Genomic DNA, 17,968 nt, shown 5'->3' with positions numbered 1-17,968 from the left:
GCTCGTCACGCACCTCGCGCACAAGGCCGGGTTCAGATGCAAGGAGGTGGCCACGGGTGCGGTGACGCTGGTGCAGCGCTTCGGCAGCGCCTTGAACTTGAACATCCACCTGCACATGCTCTGCCTGGACGGCGTGTACGTGCCGCGTTCGGTCGGCGGGCTGCGCTTCAGGCGGGTGAAGGCGCCGGAGCGCGAGGAGCTTGAGCACCTGGTGCAGCAGATCGCCGAGCGGGTGGGGCGGGCGCTGGAGCGGATGGGGCTGTTGCAGCGCGATGCGGAGAGTGCGTGGCTCGAGCTGCCGTCCGTCGAGGACACGGATGCGATACGCCAGCTCCTCGGCAGCTCAGTGACCTACCGCATCGCGGTGGGGCCGCAGGCCGGGCGCAAGGCGCTGGTGCTGCGCACGATCACGGCGCTCGCGGGCGAGGAACCGCGCAACGAGCGGGTGGCGAAGGCGAACGGCTTTCCTTACACGCCGGCGTGAGCTGCGAGGCACACCAGCGCACGGTGCGCGAGCGGCTGTGCCGCTACATCGCCCGCCCGGCGGTGGCCGAGCAGCGGCTCACGGTGAATGCGCAGGGCAAGGTGGTGTACCTGCTCAAGACGCCGTACCGCGACGGGACGACGCACGTCGTTTTCGAACCTCTGGATTTCATCGCCCGCCTTGCTGCATTGGTGCCGCGCCCTCGCGTCAACTTGACTCGCTACCACGGCGTGCTGGCACCGAACCACCGCTGGCGTGCGGAGGTGACGCCCTCGGGCAGGGGCCGGAGGAAGGGAAAGGGAACCGCGCAGCCCGAGCGCTCTGCCATCGAGCGGCACGCGGCGATGAGTTGGGCCCAACGACTGAAGCGGGTCTTTGGCATCGACGTGGAGAGCTGCGTGCGCTGCGGCCAGGCGGTGAAGATCATCGCCTGCATCGAGGAGCCGGCGCTGATCGAGCGGATCCTCGAGCATGTGCGGGGGAAGACCGAGAGTGACACTGCCTCACTCGGCCCACCGTCGACAGGGCCGCCGGTGAGTGCGTGAGCGGCGCACGGGAGCGCGCGCGAATCGGGAGCAGGGACGCTGCGATCGGGGATCGGCAGGGGGCGGTGCTGTGTTCAAGCACGGTGAAGACGGATCGTAGGGCGTTCCGAATAGTGGATCGCCCGCGTTTGCCTACGGTGCGGTCGAGGATCCGGGCAATTCGTGGGCAGGACACACGCATGCCGCTGGGCGTCAGCCGTACCGGACGGCGGTACCGGACAGTTGGATTCGGTCGGGCAGGGGCTTTATTCTGCTTATCCTTCCTTCTGCCCCGAGAATGACCTGGCGGCGCTTGAGTGATTTCGACATCGGTTTCTCCCCGAAAATGTCTAGCGGGCGTTGGCGTAAATGATGAGAGGAGGAGGGTCCAGCTGAAGCGTCGGTGTTGCATCGAGGCGCCCAGCGTCGAAAGCCTCGCCAAGATTCTGTTCGACGAGAGCACTATCGCGATCAAGCTCGTACACCGCAAGATACTTGCGGCCATTAGCATCTGGATTGACGTCGTAGCGCCTGGCACCCACAATGCCATCGACTCGTTCGATCACCTGCGACAGATGGATCGAGTCGTACCAGGAATTAAACTCGGCATCGTCCGCCGGTGACGCCGGATTGGTAAAGACAAGCATTACACCGTGACTCATGTTCCCCTCAACGTCACGGGATGCGTGGGACGGCGCGAGATCGTGTAGGTATACAGCGTCGCCTTGCCACTTGCCTGGCGCCACTCGAGATCGGAAGAAAGGCATTCCGGGCAGACGACGCGCGGGTAGTGGAACAGCGTCGAGCACTGCCTGCAATGTTTCAGCAGCAGCTTGTTTTCGGCCAGGGCGTTCCAGAACGGACGGCTGTCGGGTGTGGGTACGGGTGCGGGTTTTTTCATGCTCGGACACCCTCGAGAATCAGTACGACCTGTTCGCTCATGATGCCGCCGTTGCCGCTGACGAAGGCCGTGTTGCAGTTGCGGACCTGGTTGGTGCCGGCGCGGCCCATGATCTGGCGTGTGCCGTCGATGACGTGGTGCATGCCGCCGGCCATGCCGGTCTGTCCGAACGAGAGTTGCCCGCCGTGCGGATTGCAGGGGAAGTCGCCGCGGTAGCTCAGGTCGTGCGCGAGGACGAAGCCTGCACCCTCGCCCTTGCCACAGAATCCCGCGTCCTCCAGCGTCATCAGCACGGTGATCGTGTAGCAATCGTAGATGGAGACCATGTCGATGTCGGTGTGACCCAGTCCGGCCATCGCGAACGCCTGCTGCGCGGCACCGGCGATGGGGGTGTGCAGCAGATCGGCGGCGTAGGTCGGTGTCTTGAACGCCAGCCGTTCGCCGAAGCCCCTGATCCGGACCGGGCGGTTTTTGGTACGGGCAGCGCGTTCCGCACTCGTCACCACCACGGCGGCACCACCGGCAACCGGCATCACGATTTCGAGCAGATGGATCGGGTCGGCGATCATCGGGCTGTTCAGCACATCATCGATCGTGAGCGGCTTGCCGTAAAAGAAGGCATCCGGGTTGGCGCAGGCGCTGGCGCGCTGGTCGACGGCGATCTTGGCCAGTGCCCGTGCGTCGTAGCCGTAACGCGAGGCGTAGAGATTGGCGATCTGGGCATAGCCGCAGTTCTGCGCGAGGTTGCCGTAGGGAATATCGAATTGCGCCTGCGGTGAGCCGTATTCGTTGCTCGAGGCGCCGAAGGGAAAGGGGTGTGGCTTGATTTCGCGTGGCATGGGTAGCGGTCCGGCGGGGAACGCACAGACCACGACTTCGGCAATTCCGAGTTCGATGGCCGCGGCCGCGCGCCAGACCGCGCCCGCCGCGCTCGCGCCGCCGAGATCCACATGCTCGGCGAAATTCAATTCCAGCCCCATGTATTCGGCCAGCGTCGCCGGCGCAAACATCGCCGATTCCGCAATGCTGGATGTGACCAGACCATCGACTTCGTGTTTGTCGATCCCGGCGTCCTGCAGCGCCGCCTGGGCCAGCAGCGCCCACTGTTCGATGCTGAACAGCGGATCGCCCGGCGGTTTCTTTTCCGGTTTCAGTTCCACGTAGCCGGCTATCGCGGCTGTGCCCTCGAGTCCCATTGACTACCTCGCTGTCTTGCATGGGCCGCTTGGCGCCCTGATGAACCGATGATGCGCTGGCGCCAGCATATCCGCAATGACGGGCGCGGCCAAAAGCTGTTCGATCAGGCCAAACCCGCCGCTGGGCCGGGACGTACTGTCCTCGACGATCTCGCCGGCGGCTTTCCCGCCGCCCGCTTGTCAGTCTGGAGCCTGGCGCAATGCCGGCAGCAACGCCTCACCGAAAAGACGCAGCGTTTCCCAGCCCACCTCAGGATCCAGTCCGGCCAGCAACGGATGCACGAACAGCCAACCGTTGTCTCCCAGCGTTTGCGCCAGGCCCAGCCCCTCGCTCACGCTCAGCACCTGGTAGAGACCGGATTCGCGCAGCGTTGCGGCCTCGGTGATCGGCTGATAGGGGCCGACGGTACCGGTTTCGGCGTACCAGCGCGCATAGGAGTTGGTCTCGTGCAGTGCGTGCGGGGCGATGCGCGCCCAGGCGGCGGCGGGATCGGCAGACAGAAATACCGCGGCGGCCGAACCCGAATGGCGCTGCTCCGAGGGAGTGACGCCGAGGGTCTGACAGGTCTCGTGATAGATCGGGTAGAGTTCTGGAACCGCCGGCACGAAGCCGTCGGCGATACGCGCCGCGCGGCGTGCCGCCTGCGGCGTAGAACCGCCGAGGAGCAATGGAGGATGGGGGCGCTGGAGCGGGCGGGGAGTGATTCGAACCTTGCGCCCCTGGTACGTGAAAGGCTCACCGCTCCAGGCCTGTTTGAGGGTTGCAATCCCGTGTTCCAGCAGCTTGATCCGTGCCGCGAACGGTTTGTCGAACTGGGCAAATTCTCCGGGGCGGAATCCGGCGACGCACACCAGCTCGATGCGTCCGCCGCTCAGACGATCGAGCACCGCCACGTCCTCCGCGATGCGCAGCGGATCGTGCAGCGGCAGAATCAGGGCCGAGATGCGGATTCGCATCCGCCGTGTGCGGGCCGCGATCGCTGCGGCCATCACCAGCGGCGATGGTAGATAGCCATCCTCCTCGCCGTGGTGTTCAGAGACCATGCATTCGCTGAAGCCGTGGGCATCGGCCCATTCGGCCATATCCAGCGCAGTGCGGTAGTAATCGTCGGGGCAACGGGCAAAGGGTGGGGTGCGCAGATCGAAGCGCAGTGTCAGTCGGGTCATTGGCAGGCTCCTGTTGCTAGATCCCGCCGAAGGGAAGTTCGCCCGAGGGTTGCAGCGGAGCCGTGCCGTGGGCTGCCTCCAGTTCGGCAAGATCCCGGCTCAGCAGGTGCTCGAGCAATCCGGTGAGTGCCAGAAACAGGGGCAGGGGATTCATGGTCTGAAGTTTCTGTTTCATGACCGGCACCCAGCGCCCCGGATGACGCGCGATGAAGTCACGCCGGGCGAGCCGATAGGCGGTGGTGGGGGCGCCCTGAGCCTGCAATTCATGTTCGCCGAGCGCGAGGAAGTGGAGGAAATTCAACTCGGTGGTGAGATGGTCAGGCAGTTCCTTCTGTTCCTCGCTCAGGGTCAGGCCAAAATGGGCATAAAAGCGCACCGCCTCCTCCATGACTTTCATCTGTGGACCCACCTGCAGGCCACCGTTCAGCGAGCAGGCCGTGCCGCGGGCGCCGGCATCGAAGAGGCGCGTGAATTCCACGGTCAGCGCATCGCTGGTGGCGGCCTCGTCCTCGAGGGCCGATATATCCAGCGACTCGAGAAACCCGGCATCCAGTTCGCCACAAAGAGCTCTCGCCTGTTGTGCCAGTGCGCCGCTGCGCACGCTCTCGGCAAGATCGGCATCCGGGTAGCAGAAACACTCGCCCAGCAAGCCGTAGAGCTGGCTGTAGGTGGCGGCCGACGAAGTCGCGCCGGCGCCGGAATCGGTTGCGATCAACTGGCTCAAAACAGGATCACTCCACGGGCGTTGCGGCCGGCTTGCAGGTCCTCGAAGGCCTGCGGCACCTCGTCGATCGTGTAAGTGCGGCTGATCATCGCGTCCAGATCCAGACGCTTGGCCATATAGAGTTCCAGCAGATTGGGCATGTCCACCTTGAAGTTGGCGTTGCCGTACATGCAGCCGACGACCGTTTTTGCATCGGAGGAAAAGGCGCAGGCATTGAGGGGGAAGCTCTCGGTGTAGCTGCCGATCCCGATGATGCAGACGGTCCCGCCGCGGCGTGTCGCCGCGTAGGCCTGTTCCATGACGGCGGTCTTGCCGGTCACCTCGAAACTGTAGTCCGCACCCCAACCGCCGCTCAATTCCCTGACTGCCGCGACCGGGTCGTCCTTGGCATTCACGGTATGGGTGGCGCCGAAATGCCTGGCGTATTCCAGCTTGGACTCCAGCGGGTCCACCGCGATGATGCGCCTGGCGCCCACCAGCCTGGCGCCCTGGATGGCGGACAGGCCGACACCGCCGCAACCGAATACCACCACGGTGGAGCCGGAGCGCACCCTGGCGGTGCTGGTCACCGCTCCAACGCCGGTCATCACGCCACAGCCCACCAGGGCGGCCTTGTCGAGGGGAATGGCACGATCGATCTTCATCACGCTGATCGCAGGTACCACGGCGAACTCGGCCATGCAGCCCAGCATCGCCATGGCGCCGATTTCCTGCCCGCGCAGGTGCAGGCGGGTGCTGCCATCCAGCATGCGTCCATCGGGCGAGCCCGCGGCACAGAGGTGAGGCTCATGGTGATCGCAGAAATAGCACTGCCCGCAAGCGGGAATGAAAGACAAGGTCACGTGGTCGCCCGCGGCGACCGTGGTCACGCCGGGACCGACCGCTTGCACGACCCCCGCTCCCTCGTGTCCCAGTGCCAGCGGCAGTGGCATCGGCACGACGCCGTGGAGCACCGAAAGATCCGAGTGGCAGACCCCGGTCGCTGCCATCCTGATCATCACCTCGCCGGAACGGGGCGGCTCCAGTGTCACGTCCTCGACGCTCAGTTTTCCGAAGTCAAGGGCCAGCGCTGCTTTCATGGGCGGTACTTCATGGTGGAAGATTTATCGGTTGCGGGCATTTCGTTTCGCCGGCGCAGGGTCCGGATGCATCAGCATCTGCACCGCAAGTTTTTTCAGCGTGGCGATCTCGTTCACATAGGCGTGGGGGCGGGGGCTCATCAGGCGCAGTATCGAAAGTCCCAGCAGAGTCGCCAGGGTGTAATTGCGGGCGTTCTCCAGTACGGCCGGGTCCACGCCGAATTCGTTGAAAAACCGGCCCCACATGATTTCGGCCTGGCGATTCGTCAATTGCTCCTGCTGCTGCATCAACCGCGGGTTTGTGCTCACGCGGTTGTAGATGACCAGTTCGTTGAATGCCAGGGCGGCTGGCTCGTTGATGTATTTCCAGGTCACGTCGATCAGGGTGTGCATCCGCTCCGGCAACGTGGGTCCGACGTGTTCCAGTGCGCTTGCGAGATAGTTGAGAAAGACCTCGGCATTGCGTTCGATTACCGCGAGCAGCACCGAATCCTTGTCGCCGAACTGATGGACTATCGCGCCCCAGGTGACGCCCGAGCGGGTGGCGATCCGCGCCGCCGTGGCGTTGTGCAGACCTTCCTCGACGATACAGTCGATCGTCGCATTGATCACTTTTTCCCGTGTCGTCGCGCTACGCTCTTCCTGGGTCCGGCGCTGGACGGTCTTGCGGATTGCCGTTTTCGGTTTGCTCATCTGCTGGCCTGGCATGCCCCGATTGCGGTGGATGGATCGAGTCGCAGCCGCGAGCGCTCCGTCAGCGGGAAAGGCTTGTCGCTACCTTGCGTTGCTGCGCGATCAGCATGCTATACTCGCCAAAAAAACAAAGCAAGCGCATGGGATGTTTGTTACAAGCGAGGAATGTTCGGCGATGCACACTCCGCAGGAACTATTCAACCTGGAAGGCAAGGTTGCGATCGTCACCGGGGGCAGTCGCGGGCTCGGCCGGGCCATCGCGCTGGGTTTCGCGGCTGCCGGTGCCGATATCGTCGTGACCAGCCGCTCCCTTGCTGCCTGCGAAGACGTCGCGAGGGATATAGAGTCCCTGGGACGTCAGGCCCTCGCGGTCGCCTGCGACGTGGCCGACTGGCAGCAACTGGAGCAGTTGGTGGAAACCGTCTACCGGAAATTCGGCCGTTGCGACGTCCTGGTCAACAACGCGGGCGTGACGCAGCTCATGACGCCCCTCACCCGGACCAGCGCGGAGATGTTCGATCAAATCTATGGCGTGAACACCCGTGGCCCCATGCATCTGGCGGCCCTGGTAGCCGAGCGCATGGGCAAGTCCGGCGGTGGCACGATCGTCAATATCGTCACCATGGGCGCATTGCGCTCATGCGGCCATATTGCTCTGTACACCTCGAGCAAGGCCGCCATGGTCGCGCTGACGCGCAGCATGGCTGACGAATGGGCGGCGCTCGGCATACGCGTCAATGCCATTGCGCCGGGGCCGTTCCTGACCGAAATGCTGGCCGATCTTGCCGCGCAGTCCGCCGGTTTCCTCGAGTATTCGGAGGGCGCGACCATGCTCAAACGCGCCGCGCAGCCCGAGGAAATCATCGGACCGGCACTTTTCTTCGCCAGCCAGGCTTCGAGCTATGTGACCGGGCAGACTCTCGCGGTCTGCGGCGGCGCGATCTGATTTTTCCTGGCTTTCGTTTCCGGAGACGGCCCGATGGTGACTCGCGAACAGACTCAGGCAAAGATGGATCTCGTTGCGGCCGGTGCCATGAAGCACACGCCCGAACAGTCCTATACCATCGTCGACCGGCTGGAGGAGTGGGCCGCACAGGCGCCCGAGCGTCCGTTTCTGATCTGGAACGGTCGTACTTTCAGCTATGGCGCGGTGAACACCCAGGCCAACCGCTATGCCCATTTTGCACTCGGCTGCGGTCTGCAACCGGGCGAGGTCGTGGCGCTGCTGATGGAGAACCGGCCGCAATACCTCTTCGTCTGGTTCGCCTTGGCCAAGATCGGCTGCGTTTCGGCCCTGATCAACAATCAGATCAGTGGGGATGCGCTGCGCCACGCCCTGGTGATGACCGCCAGCCAGCGTCTGTTCATTGGCAGCGAATGCCTCGATCGCCTGGAGCACACGCCCGAAATTCCCGAGCGCTTTCCCGGCTATGTGGTGCCGGATGATGGCGAGCCCGGCGTGATTCCGAGCACCTGGCTACGGCTCGACGAGCAACTGGCGAGCCTGCCGGGGACGAACCCCGACGCCGCGTTGCGCCGCGACGTGATTGGTCGCAGCACCCTGTGCCTGGTGTTCACCTCGGGCACCACCGGTTTGCCCAAGGCTGCCCGCATCACCCATTCGCGCTGGCTCGGCGTGGGCGAGGGCTGGGCCAATTTTCTCGGGGTGGGGCGCGAGGATGTCTTCTATTGCGTGCTGCCGCTCTACCATGTAGCTGCAATGATGTCCCTGCTCTCCAATGCCATGGCCTGTGGCGGCAGCGTGGTGCTGAAGCGGCGCTTCAGCGCGAGCCGGTTCTGGCGCGATGTGCGCGAGCACGGCGTGACGGTGGCGCAGTACAGCGGCGAATTGTGCCGTTATCTGTTCAATCAGCCGTCCGCTCCCGATGACCGGGCACACAAACTGCGGGTGATGACGGGCTCGGGCCTCAGCCCGTCCATCTGGCGGGCGTTCCAGGAGCGCTTCGGCGTCACCCGGATGATCGAGGGTTATGGTGGCACCGAGATCAACGTCGGACTGATGAACGTCGATGACCGCGTGGGCTCGTGCGGCCGGCTGCCCTTCAAGGAGCGATCCAACGCCCGGCTGGTGAAATATGACCGCGACAACGACTGCTACATTCGCAATCCCGACGGCACGCTGATCGAGTGCGAGGCGGGCGAGGTCGGTGAGATGCTGGGGATGATCCTCGAGCTTCCCGGCGTGACCGGCGGGCGCTTCGACGGTTATACCGATGCGGAGGCCACGGAGAAGAAGATCCTGCGCAATGCCTTCCGCCCCGGTGATGCGTGGCTGCGCACCGGTGATCTGTTTCGCCGCGACGAGGACGATTACTACTATTTCGTGGACCGCGTCGGCGATACCTTCCGCTGGAAGAGCGAGAATGTCTCGACAACGGAGGTGTCCGGCGCGCTGGAGGATTGTCCGGGACTGGACACCATCACCGTATACGGGGTGAGCATCCCGGGCCAGGAAGGCCGGGCCGGTATGGCCACCGTGGTGATGCAGCCGGGGCAGCGCTTTGATCCGGCGGATTTCTACCGGCGCGCAAACGACAAGTTGCCCGGCTACGCGATCCCGGTCTTCATTCGGCTCAGGACGAATGCCGATATCACCGCCACGTTCAAGTTGCGCAAGGTCGATCTGCAGAAGCTCGGTTATGCCGCGGCCGCGGGTGATGAGCTCTTCGTGACCGATCCTGGCGCGGGTAGCTACGTCCCGCTCACCGGGGAAAGTCTCACCCGGCTCGGCATGGCACCCCAACCTCAGTCCGCTTGAGGCCGGGCGCTTTCGTCCAGCCCTCGCTACGGGTGGAGATCGCTGCGTGGGACCACCCGGGCCTGGATATCCGGAACGGGCAGATGGGTTCTCGACCAGCGGAACAGCATCGGCCCTTCCAGGTGGCCCCGGGTATCGATCCAGTTGGGAACCCCCGGATCGCGCAACGAAATCACGATCCGCACGCTGCCGTCAGGTTCGCAGTGCACGGTGCGGTTGTTGTAGTGCGAACGGTGATCGGCGTAGGAGAGCGGTTCGAACCAGTAGCTGGTGGTGTCGAGGCCCCAGTAAGGCACGTCCGCCGGTGCGAAGTCGATCACCAGTGCCTCGTCCTCGCGCAGGCGGAAATAGCCGGATGAAAACCGATGTCCGGTCGGCATCTCCGGCGCCTCGTCCAGGTCATCCTTGTGCTCTGTTTCGAAAACGAAAAAGCGATTGGGCGGTGCGGCCCGGCGTTGATCCACGATCGCTGCCCAGATGTTGCTCGAACGCGCGACATAGGCCGAGGTCCGCGTCAGCGCCGCGCTCACTTCGGCCAGCGTCAGCGGCGGGCGCTCGCCACTGACGCCGATCTGCTCGATGTGGTAGGTGGCGTCGCGGGTCTTGCTCCAGTCGTGGGCGTACTGACGGATGTAAAGCAGCGTGGCCTCGGGCGTGGTGCGAATCCAGTTGCCAGGCTGGGGCGAGGGGGAGAGCATCAGCTCGTAGCTGGCGTCCGGATTCACCTGCAGATCGAGCTCGGTGATCGCGCCCACCTGGGCGCTGCTGCTGTCGAGTCCGATCTTGCCGGCGTAGACCGTGAATTCCATGTAGGGCGCGTCGCCGCGCTGACCCCATACCCGGTAGGTCTTGCTGCCGTCGATCACGACCTGGTGGTAATGCGCGTCGGAGGTTTCGCCTTCACCGAGCGTGGTGGGGGTGACCAGTTGATACACTTCGGGAAAGTCGCGGTTGCCATATTCCAGGGTGGCTTCGAAGCCCATGCGAATCATCCGCACCAGCTTGCGCAAGCCCTCGGCCTGGGTCAGTTCGTCATCCGGCGTCGATTCGCGTGCCAGCACCTGGCCCGCCTGCTTCAACTGCTCGCAGAATGATTCCCAGGCCCGCACGCTCGTCTGCTTTTCGGTGCTCATCGTTGCTCCTCGTGGCTGTGTCCGTCCTGGCTGTTCACGCCTCGTCGGCGACGTGGAAGTACTCCTGGTAGAAGCGGTAGCGCTTGCGCTCCTGCGCCGGGTCCAGGCCGAACTGCTCCAGTTTGTAGTGGTGGGTGCCGTGCCTTTCCTTCGGATGGTTGGCGATGAAGTCGTGCATTCGCTGTTTGGTGCTGGTCGGCAGGGGCAGATCGAAATGAGCGTAGATCCGCTCGACCATGCCTACCTGGTCCTTCACCAACTCGGAGAAATGCATGTCGAACACCTCCGAGGCCTTGCCGGCCTGGCGGAATTCGACGAACTTGCGCATGGCGTTTTCCCAGGTGACGCTCCAGAACTCGCCAACCTGCTTCTGGTCCACGGTGTCGCTGCCCATGCCGCAGGCCATGGATATCAGCGAGCAGTGCGAGGCGATCAGTTTGATCGGGTCGCGATGGGTCATCACGATCCGGGCATCCGGATAAATCGCAAGTATCGCGTCCAGACCCCAGAAATAGCTGGTGCTCTTCAGCACCCAGCGCGACCGGGGATTCTTCCACTGCATATACTGGAGCTGGCGCTTGTGGGTGCGATACACAGACAGGTTGTCGGTGTTCTCCACCCAGCGCTGGTAGGTGGGCACCCAGAACTGGTTGGAGAAGATCTGGCTCTTGAAATCGAAGGCATTGAGCATCAGGCATTCCTGCGCCAGCCGGGCCCCCATCTCGTGGATGGCCTGGAATTCCGGGATCAGGGCCTGGGCGGTCCGTTCCAGATGCGCTTCGCAGTCCGCGATACGGGGATCGGAGTCGTAGGTGGCCGCCTCCGGGGGGGGCGACATGTAGTTGCATTCCCAGGTCATCGGCACCCGGTTGTCCGGATCCTGGGCCAGCAGATCGTGAAGGATCGTGGACCCGGTGCGCGGCAGGCCCATCACGAAGACCGGCTTCTCGATCTTCACCTGCAGGATTTCCGGATGACGCGCGATGTCGTCAGTGACCCGCAGCCGGTTTTCCAGGTGGCGCAGCATTTCGCCGAAGGCGATGATGCGCCCGACCTTGTTGAGCATGGCCTCTTCGTTCAGCCCCTGCAGCAGTAGCGTGAAGCCCTCTTTCCAGTCCGCCTCGTCGCCGAAGTCGGACAGGCCGGTCTTGGCGCGGGCGGCTCCCAGCAGGGCAGCTTCAGTCAATTCCACGTCGGGCAGCGAGGAAATATCGAAACCAGGGTCGGCGGTGTTCACACGATCTGCTCCTTGGTGTATCGCGGCAACGAGTGCTGCTCAACCGGCTTGCGGGTGAATCTTCTCGATCTCCACCCGGGTCGCCCGGTCGGTGGAACCCGGGGTGAATTCGGCATCGCGTGCCTGGATATGGAAATATCCGCCCGCGAGCTGCAGCGGGTTGATCGGGTTCGGCGTCACCGAGGTGTAGGAGGTGCTTCCCTTGGACATGAAAGGCTCCCATGCGTGGTAGACGGTCACCTGGCCTGGCCGGTGCGCCGGCGTGATCTTGGCCATCAACTCCGTGGAGCTGACGTCGTTGAACAGGCGCACCTGGTCACCATCCTCGATGCCCCGTGCCGCCGCGTCCTCGACACTGACGAAGATCAGCGGCTGGCCCCGGTTCAATTGCTGCATATGGCGCTGGTCGCGCCAGGAGGAATGGATGGACCAGCGGGTGTGGCCGCCGGTCATGTGCAGCGGGTAGTCGCCACCGATGGCGGGCTGGTCCTTGTGCACCGGCAGTACCTCGCCCAACTCCTCGTAGAAGGGGTGATCGATGCAGAACTGCATGCGCCGTGTCATGGTCGGCCACGGCATCTTCTTTTCCGTGTGCCAGAGACCGGCGGTGATGGTGTCGGTCTCGCTGACGTCGGTGGCATTGCCAACGGTCATGTAGTCGTTCTCGGGCAGCGACGTGAAGCGCTGGAAGCCCTTTTTCTTCAACTGCTCCCAGTTCACACCGCCGACATTGGTGGATACCGAGAGGATCAGGTCGAGGAACTCGTCGACGTTGTTCTCGGTGTAGCGGCCGCCAAACGTGAACTCGTCATAGACATCGAAAGTGCGCTCCTCGCCATGGCGATCCTTGAAATGCGTCAGCCCGCGTTCCGCGGCGCGCTTCTGGATGGTCTTCAGCAGCAGACAGTGGATTTCCCAGTCCGGCTTTGCTTCGGCGATCGGTTCCGCCGCCCGCGTGATCACCTGGGAAAACGGTGACAGGGGAGTGGCCCAGGTGATGTCGTCCTTTTCGTACCAGGCGGCAGCCGGGAGCACATAGTCGCTGTGGAGCGCCGTGTTGCTCATGCGCCAGTCGATCGTGACCATCAGATCGAGCGTCGGGAGCAGACGCTCCGCCACCTTGTCGAAGGCGCGGAATCGTCGCAGCACGTTACCACCCGCCTCGAAGAAGATCCGCGGCCGGTCCGAGGGTTGCATCTGCCAGCCCTTGGCGATCGATTCCTTCATGTAGGAATCGAGCGGGCGCTTCATGGCCGGATCCCACTTTTCCGTCCGGCCGTAGGTGTCTTCCATGCCGCCCTGGTGGTAGAGCCAGAGCAGGCTGGCGGGGCTTCCGCCCTTGCGGTAGTGTTTCCGGCCCAGGTCATGCAGGATCATTTCGGGCGTGTAGTGGTTCCACTTGTACTTCAGCATTGCCGGAGCCATCGACAGGCCGAGCGCCGCCAGTGCCAGTGTGGGCGATCGCTGACCGGTCGCCTGCGACAGTGGTGCGACGCCGTCGACCGACATATAGGGGAAGCCCATGTAGCCTGCACCCTTGCGCCCCATCTGCCCGGCGAGGGCGAAGCACAGGAGTTGCGCACGTTCCATCTCGATGCCGTGGTAGTACTTCGAGAAGTTGGACTGGCTGATACAGGTGGCGGCGCGGGCCTTCGCGAGATCGCGCGCCAGGCCGCGGATGGTGTCCGGGTCGGTGCCGCAGATCGTCATCGCCTGTTCCGGCGTGTATTGCTGCAAATGGGCGCGCAAACGCGCAAATACCGGGGTGACGATCAGCGTGCCGTTCGTGGTCTGCACCTCGAACTCGCCTTCGAGAGCCGGATCCAGCCCGTCCAGCGCCAGCGTGGTCTGGGGTGCCAGCACCACGCCCTTGCCGCCGAGATCATGGATGTAGAACCGGTCATCGGCACCGCCTTCGCCGAGGTCGGACTCGCGCAGGAAGCGGCCGTTGTCGATGCGTACCAGCAGCGGCAAATCGGTCTGCTCCTGGATGAACTTGCGGTTGCACAGGTCCTCTTCGATCATCACGTGCGCCATCGACAACGCCAACGCCGCATCGGTCGCCACTTTCACCGGCACCCACTGGTCGGCGTGGATGGATGAGGCGGAGTAGTCGGGGGCGATGGTGATGATCCTGGCGCCGTTGTAGCGGGCCTCGAGCATGAAATGCGCATTCGGAATCTGCGTGTAGATCGGGTTGCCGCCCCAGATCAGGATCAGGTCGGAGTGAAACACATCATCCGAGGAACTGCAGAACACCATCTTGCCCAGGGTCACGGCGACACCGGGACGGTGATCGCCGATCTCGGTGTTCACGTCCAGTACCGGCGTGTCCAGCACCAGCGAGGTGCGCATCATCGCCAGCCCGGCGCCGCCGTTGGTCTGGGCCGTGCCCTGGTCCCAGACGATGGAGCCGGGACCGTCGCTGCTGATCATCACATCGATTGTCTTGTCGGCGATGTCGGTGAGTGCCTCGTCCCAGCTCACCCGCTGCCACTGTCCGGCGCCGCGTTCACCGACCCGCTTCAGCGGATGGCGCAGGCGGGATTCGTCGTACATGCGTTCCGAGTAGCACGCGCCCTTCTGGCAGCCGCGGGGGTTGTAGTCGGGAATCTTCGGGTCGATCGGCTCGTACATGCCGGCCTGCTCCTCGCGCCAGACCACGCCGTCCTTGACGTAGACGTTCCAGTTGCAGCCGCGCTGGTACCAGCAATTGACGAAGTGCGTGCCCTTGGCGACGCTGTCCCACTTCCACTGGCCGCGGTAGACGTCCTCGAAACCGGTGTAACTCACGGGCGGAAAATCGAAGTTTGCGGCGTGCGCGCGCTGCACGCCTCCCTTCCACTTCAGTTGCACCAGCGACAGCGCCAGGGCGCTGCCACCGGTCCGGATGAAACTGCGTCGGGTCAGCGTCATCGTCGTGCTCCTCTCAAAGTTGGGCGGGGTCCTGGACGAAATCGGGGAAGATGTCCTCGGGCCACTTGTAGACGATCAGGGTGTCCATCAGTTCGGAGGGCAGTCCCTTGGCCTTTTTCTCCTTCTCGGCCTGCAATACCGCCAACACTTCCTCGACACGGGGGCCGAACAGGCCCTGCAGATAGTCGAGCGGTATGCGGGGCTTGGAGAGATCCACCTTGCCGTTGATGTCCACACTCGGCGGCGACAGCGGCGGGACGTAGTAGACGTTCGGCTGGGTGCCATGCTCCTCGTGCAGGGGCAGGGCGACCTTCCATTTGTGCACCAGCTTGTGGATCGGTCCGTTCTCGTCGTCCAGGTAGCCGACGAAGCGCAGGCGGCCGGGGCACTGGCGGGCGCAGGCCGGGGCGACGCCCTTTTCGATCCGCGGGAAGCAGAAGATGCACTTCTGCGCCACGTCACGGACATGGTTGTAGTAGATCCGCTTGTAGGGACAGGCCTCCATGCAGAAGCGGAATCCCTTGCACTGCTTGTCGTTGACCAGGACGATGCCGTCTTCGTCGCGCTTGTAGATCGCACCCCGGGGGCAGGCTTCCAGGCAGGCGGGGTGGGTGCAGTGGTTGCAGATGCGCGGCAGGTAGAAGAAGTGTGAGTTGGGATATTCGCCACCGCCCTCGTCCTCGTCCCAATTCGGCCCCCAGTCAGGTGCCTCGCCCTTGGCGTTGACCGGTTTGAGGTGGCTCTCCTTGCCCTTGCCGCCGTAGAAGATCTCCTCCTTGTTGAACGTCCAGGCATCCCCATACTCGTCACGCAGCGGAATCCGGCTGGGATTGGGTTCCCCTTTCTCGTTCCAGCCGCCGCCCATGCCTTCCCAGTTCTTCGGCGTACCCTTGCCGGGCATGGTGTTGACCACCGCCCACCACTGGTTGTCCATGCCCTCGTCGCGGGTCCACTGGCGCTTGCAGGATATCGTGCAGGTCTGGCAACCGAGGCACTTGTTCAGGTCGAATACCATCGCCAGCTGACGTTTGGGCGTGTGCAGATTGCCATCGATCAGGCGGCCGATATCGGTTGTCTTGCTCATACGCTGTGCTCCTTCAGGCTTCCAGCTTCAGATCCAGCCAGGCGGGCGAAAAAGCCTTGATGCCCGCTCGTTCCTGGTTGCCGCCATCCCATACCGCAAACGCGCTGCGCAGGACCTGCCCCGGCGTGAACTGGATGGCCGTCATGCCTTCGGCCTGCACCTCCAACGCCCGGCGTATCACCACCGACCAGCGGCCATCCTGATGGACCGAGCGGGCGCTGAGGGATTCGCCATCCACTACCCGGGAGGTACCGATTCCGGTGGCGATATCGCTGCGTGCCCGGCTCGGGTGGTCGGCCCGCCAGTACCAGAGGTTGACCGGCGCTTCCGGCGTGCCCATGAAAAGAGAGGCGTTTTCGGCCAGGGGGAACAGCATCGCGACCGCGTCGGGAAAATCGGTGTTCTCGGCGCGTTGCTCGTTTTTGGTCGGATCCAGCCATTCCAGACGGAAGGCGATTTCCCGGGCATTGTGCAATGCCTTCACCGCGACGCCCTTGGTCTGGCCGTAGGGCTGGTTCTGCCACTTGGTCGTGATGTAGCGCGTGGGCTGCATCGCCGCCGGGGCCTGGATCAGTGCCACGGTCTCGTCGCGCAGCGCTTGCCAGGGGGCCGAGGCGGGGTCGTCGAACTCGGCGGCGCCGATATTGACTCGTTTGATCAGCATGAATCCCCCCGACCGTGAGCGAAGCGCCCTGGTCCAGGGTGTGCCTCGTCGTTTCACATACCAAGCAATCACTATGTAATTTGGATTATTATCCTGTCGCTCTGGATTTGCAAGGCCGTCTCGTCAAGGTTTTGTGTCTTCGCCGCCGCCGCCACCACCACCGTTGGCGGAGATGAGCGATCCGCCTGCGCTCGGCGTAATCCACCAGGAATCGGCGTGGTGCGTGCATACGGCGCGCGGGTCAGCGGGAACAGCAGGCAGCGGAACGCAGCGCCCGATCAGAGCGCCTGCTGCACCGGGTTGCTTGCCATGCTGATTGGTTGAGAACATTGATCAAAATCAATATGTCGGTGACTGGCAACATCTGACCTTGTATTTGGCCAGAAAGGACCTTGTTGAAATATGCGCTCACACTAGGCTGGCTATCGCGAGGATTCTTCTCCCACGCCTATAAAGGAGCACAATGTCATGAGCAATTTCCTGAGCGCCTACTCAATTCAAAGCTGGCTTGAAAGCTGCCCGCAGGGATACCTGATGAACACCGAGTACGGTCATGAACCCGGCGAAAAAGAACCCGATTTCAATCTCCACAACGATGTGATGCGCGAGGACGCCCTGCGCACCACCACACAACTGGTACTGGGAGAGCGTTGCGCCCTGGCCGCCTCATCCGGATTGATCAACTGCGCGCCCGATTATGAGAGCAAGCACTTTCTCGCTACCCAGACCCTCGATGAAGCCCGGCATGTGGAAATTTTCACCCAGCGCATGTACGACCTGGGCGTGAAAAAAGAGGATTTGGAAAGTACCCTCAACCACTATGGCAACCCGAACCTGGTGAAGTTTGCCGCGGTGCTTCTGGAAAAAGTGGACAAGAAGGATTTTGTCGCCGGTGTTGTTGGCCAGAATATCGTGCTCGAGGGAATGGCATTCTCGGTATTTGAAATGCTCAAGGCCGTCAACGAGAACAGCAACAAGAAGTTCGCCCATATCCTGGCGGGCACAATTGCCGACGAACGCAGGCATGTGGGTTTTGGTGAAAACAGGATCGGATCACTGATTACCCGGTACCCCGAACGCAAGCCCGAAATAGAGCAGATGCAGAAAGACATGACTTACCACATGCTTGCAACCTTTGCAGACGTCTTCAGTGACAACGAGAAGAGCTACGAGGAAGCCAGGAAAGTAACAGCCGCCGATACCAATGAGGAGGGTGTTATCTGGCACGGTGCCAACCTGTCGGTACTCGAACCAAAAGACATGGAAAAGGTTCTCGCCGATACCGTGCTCAAGGAGTTCAAGACCCGGCTGGGGCGAATCGGACTGGACTATCAGTCCCCGGCCAAACCCATGGCGGCATAGCTCTCGACAACTGACCGGGCCGGAG

General features: G+C 63.1%; 15 protein-coding genes and 1 pseudogene. 4 read left to right on the top strand and 12 right to left on the bottom strand.

The annotated features are described in order from the left end of the window. Positions 1-115: 115 nt before the first annotated feature. Positions 116-1,029, top strand: a pseudogene (locus IPF49_03280) (transposase). A gap of 329 nt (positions 1,030-1,358) precedes the next feature. Here the strand turns inward: IPF49_03280 and IPF49_03275 are convergent. The 7 genes from IPF49_03275 to IPF49_03245 all read right to left on the bottom strand — a co-directional run bounded on the left by IPF49_03275 (position 1,359) and on the right by IPF49_03245 (position 6,768). Next, positions 1,359-1,670 carry a hypothetical protein gene (locus IPF49_03275; protein ID MBK6286669.1) on the bottom strand — a complete coding sequence of 104 codons (312 nt, stop codon included), beginning with the start codon at positions 1,668-1,670 and terminating at the stop codon, positions 1,359-1,361. Next, the gene (locus IPF49_03270) at positions 1,667-1,909 is read right to left on the bottom strand and encodes a hypothetical protein (protein ID MBK6286668.1); all 243 of its coding nucleotides are present in this window, start codon (positions 1,907-1,909) and stop codon (positions 1,667-1,669) included. Before IPF49_03270 ends, IPF49_03275 begins: the two co-directional genes overlap by 4 nt. After that, a complete protein-coding gene (locus IPF49_03265; protein ID MBK6286667.1) occupies positions 1,906-3,105 on the bottom strand; it encodes a thiolase family protein in 1,200 nt (399 codons plus the stop codon). Before IPF49_03265 ends, IPF49_03270 begins: the two co-directional genes overlap by 4 nt. Before the next feature lie 180 nt (positions 3,106-3,285). After that, positions 3,286-4,272, bottom strand: coding sequence for an LLM class flavin-dependent oxidoreductase (locus IPF49_03260; protein MBK6286666.1), 987 nt, complete (start codon positions 4,270-4,272; stop codon positions 3,286-3,288). 16 nt (positions 4,273-4,288) lie between these two features. Then, on the bottom strand, positions 4,289-4,996 hold the full coding sequence (locus IPF49_03255; GenBank protein ID MBK6286665.1) for a molecular chaperone TorD family protein: 708 nt from the start codon (positions 4,994-4,996) through the stop codon (positions 4,289-4,291). Next, entirely contained in the window at positions 4,993-6,075 is a 1,083-nt protein-coding gene (locus tag IPF49_03250; GenBank protein ID MBK6286664.1) for a Zn-dependent alcohol dehydrogenase, read from the bottom strand. Before IPF49_03250 ends, IPF49_03255 begins: the two co-directional genes overlap by 4 nt. A gap of 24 nt (positions 6,076-6,099) precedes the next feature. Further along, positions 6,100-6,768: a TetR/AcrR family transcriptional regulator gene (locus IPF49_03245; protein MBK6286663.1), complete on the bottom strand. Its 669-nt coding sequence runs from the start codon at positions 6,766-6,768 to the stop codon at positions 6,100-6,102. A gap of 175 nt (positions 6,769-6,943) precedes the next feature. On the opposite strand from IPF49_03245, the gene IPF49_03240 reads away from it, so the two are divergent. Next, positions 6,944-7,714 carry an SDR family oxidoreductase gene (locus tag IPF49_03240; protein MBK6286662.1) on the top strand — a complete coding sequence of 257 codons (771 nt, stop codon included), beginning with the start codon at positions 6,944-6,946 and terminating at the stop codon, positions 7,712-7,714. A gap of 33 nt (positions 7,715-7,747) precedes the next feature. Further along, positions 7,748-9,547 carry a long-chain-acyl-CoA synthetase gene (locus IPF49_03235; GenBank protein ID MBK6286661.1) on the top strand — a complete coding sequence of 600 codons (1,800 nt, stop codon included), beginning with the start codon at positions 7,748-7,750 and terminating at the stop codon, positions 9,545-9,547. Positions 9,548-9,573: 26 nt separating this feature from the next. On the opposite strand, the gene IPF49_03230 is transcribed toward IPF49_03235, so the two are convergent. From IPF49_03230 to IPF49_03210, 5 genes are all read right to left on the bottom strand, one after another. Continuing rightward, positions 9,574-10,680 (bottom strand): DUF1214 domain-containing protein, encoded by a 1,107-nt coding sequence (locus tag IPF49_03230; GenBank protein ID MBK6286660.1) that lies wholly within the window; start codon positions 10,678-10,680, stop codon positions 9,574-9,576. Positions 10,681-10,714: 34 nt separating this feature from the next. Next, positions 10,715-11,917: a sulfotransferase gene (locus IPF49_03225; GenBank protein ID MBK6286659.1), complete on the bottom strand. Its 1,203-nt coding sequence runs from the start codon at positions 11,915-11,917 to the stop codon at positions 10,715-10,717. A gap of 39 nt (positions 11,918-11,956) precedes the next feature. After that, positions 11,957-14,833, bottom strand: a complete 2,877-nt coding sequence (locus tag IPF49_03220; GenBank protein ID MBK6286658.1) for a molybdopterin-dependent oxidoreductase — start codon at positions 14,831-14,833, stop codon at positions 11,957-11,959. A gap of 13 nt (positions 14,834-14,846) precedes the next feature. Then, positions 14,847-15,848, bottom strand: a complete 1,002-nt coding sequence (locus IPF49_03215) for a respiratory nitrate reductase subunit beta (protein MBK6286657.1) — start codon at positions 15,846-15,848, stop codon at positions 14,847-14,849. 82 nt (positions 15,849-15,930) lie between these two features. Beyond that, positions 15,931-16,581 carry a hypothetical protein gene (locus IPF49_03210; protein MBK6286656.1) on the bottom strand — a complete coding sequence of 217 codons (651 nt, stop codon included), beginning with the start codon at positions 16,579-16,581 and terminating at the stop codon, positions 15,931-15,933. Between the two features lie 468 nt (positions 16,582-17,049). Here IPF49_03210 and IPF49_03205 point away from each other — a divergent pair, with 468 nt between their 5' ends. After that, the gene (locus tag IPF49_03205) at positions 17,050-17,943 is read left to right on the top strand and encodes a long-chain fatty aldehyde decarbonylase (GenBank protein ID MBK6286655.1); all 894 of its coding nucleotides are present in this window, start codon (positions 17,050-17,052) and stop codon (positions 17,941-17,943) included. Positions 17,944-17,968 lie beyond the last annotated feature (25 nt).

The organism is Gammaproteobacteria bacterium (genome assembly GCA_016705365.1).
Lineage (GTDB): Bacteria > Pseudomonadota > Gammaproteobacteria > Pseudomonadales > UBA5518 > UBA5518.
The sequence above is the reverse complement of the archived record's forward strand: the minus strand, read 5'-3'. Positions and strand labels throughout refer to the sequence as shown.

What these genes read in the sequence shown, in the direction of transcription:
- IPF49_03275 (MBK6286669.1), bottom strand. Translation starts at nt 1,670, where the DNA reads ATGAGTCACGGTGTAATGCTTGTCTTTACCAATCCGGCGTCACCGGCG.
- IPF49_03270 (MBK6286668.1), bottom strand. Translation starts at nt 1,909, where the DNA reads ATGAAAAAACCCGCACCCGTACCCACACCCGACAGCCGTCCGTTCTGG.
- IPF49_03265 (MBK6286667.1), bottom strand. Translation starts at nt 3,105, where the DNA reads ATGGGACTCGAGGGCACAGCCGCGATAGCCGGCTACGTGGAACTGAAA.
- IPF49_03260 (MBK6286666.1), bottom strand. Translation starts at nt 4,272, where the DNA reads ATGACCCGACTGACACTGCGCTTCGATCTGCGCACCCCACCCTTTGCC.
- IPF49_03250 (MBK6286664.1), bottom strand. Translation starts at nt 6,075, where the DNA reads ATGAAAGCAGCGCTGGCCCTTGACTTCGGAAAACTGAGCGTCGAGGAC.
- IPF49_03245 (MBK6286663.1), bottom strand. Translation starts at nt 6,768, where the DNA reads ATGAGCAAACCGAAAACGGCAATCCGCAAGACCGTCCAGCGCCGGACC.
- IPF49_03240 (MBK6286662.1), top strand. Translation starts at nt 6,944, where the DNA reads ATGCACACTCCGCAGGAACTATTCAACCTGGAAGGCAAGGTTGCGATC.
- IPF49_03235 (MBK6286661.1), top strand. Translation starts at nt 7,748, where the DNA reads ATGGTGACTCGCGAACAGACTCAGGCAAAGATGGATCTCGTTGCGGCC.
- IPF49_03230 (MBK6286660.1), bottom strand. Translation starts at nt 10,680, where the DNA reads ATGAGCACCGAAAAGCAGACGAGCGTGCGGGCCTGGGAATCATTCTGC.
- IPF49_03220 (MBK6286658.1), bottom strand. Translation starts at nt 14,833, where the DNA reads ATGACGCTGACCCGACGCAGTTTCATCCGGACCGGTGGCAGCGCCCTG.
- IPF49_03215 (MBK6286657.1), bottom strand. Translation starts at nt 15,848, where the DNA reads ATGGTATTCGACCTGAACAAGTGCCTCGGTTGCCAGACCTGCACGATA.
- IPF49_03210 (MBK6286656.1), bottom strand. Translation starts at nt 16,581, where the DNA reads ATGCTGATCAAACGAGTCAATATCGGCGCCGCCGAGTTCGACGACCCC.
- IPF49_03205 (MBK6286655.1), top strand. Translation starts at nt 17,050, where the DNA reads ATGAGCAATTTCCTGAGCGCCTACTCAATTCAAAGCTGGCTTGAAAGC.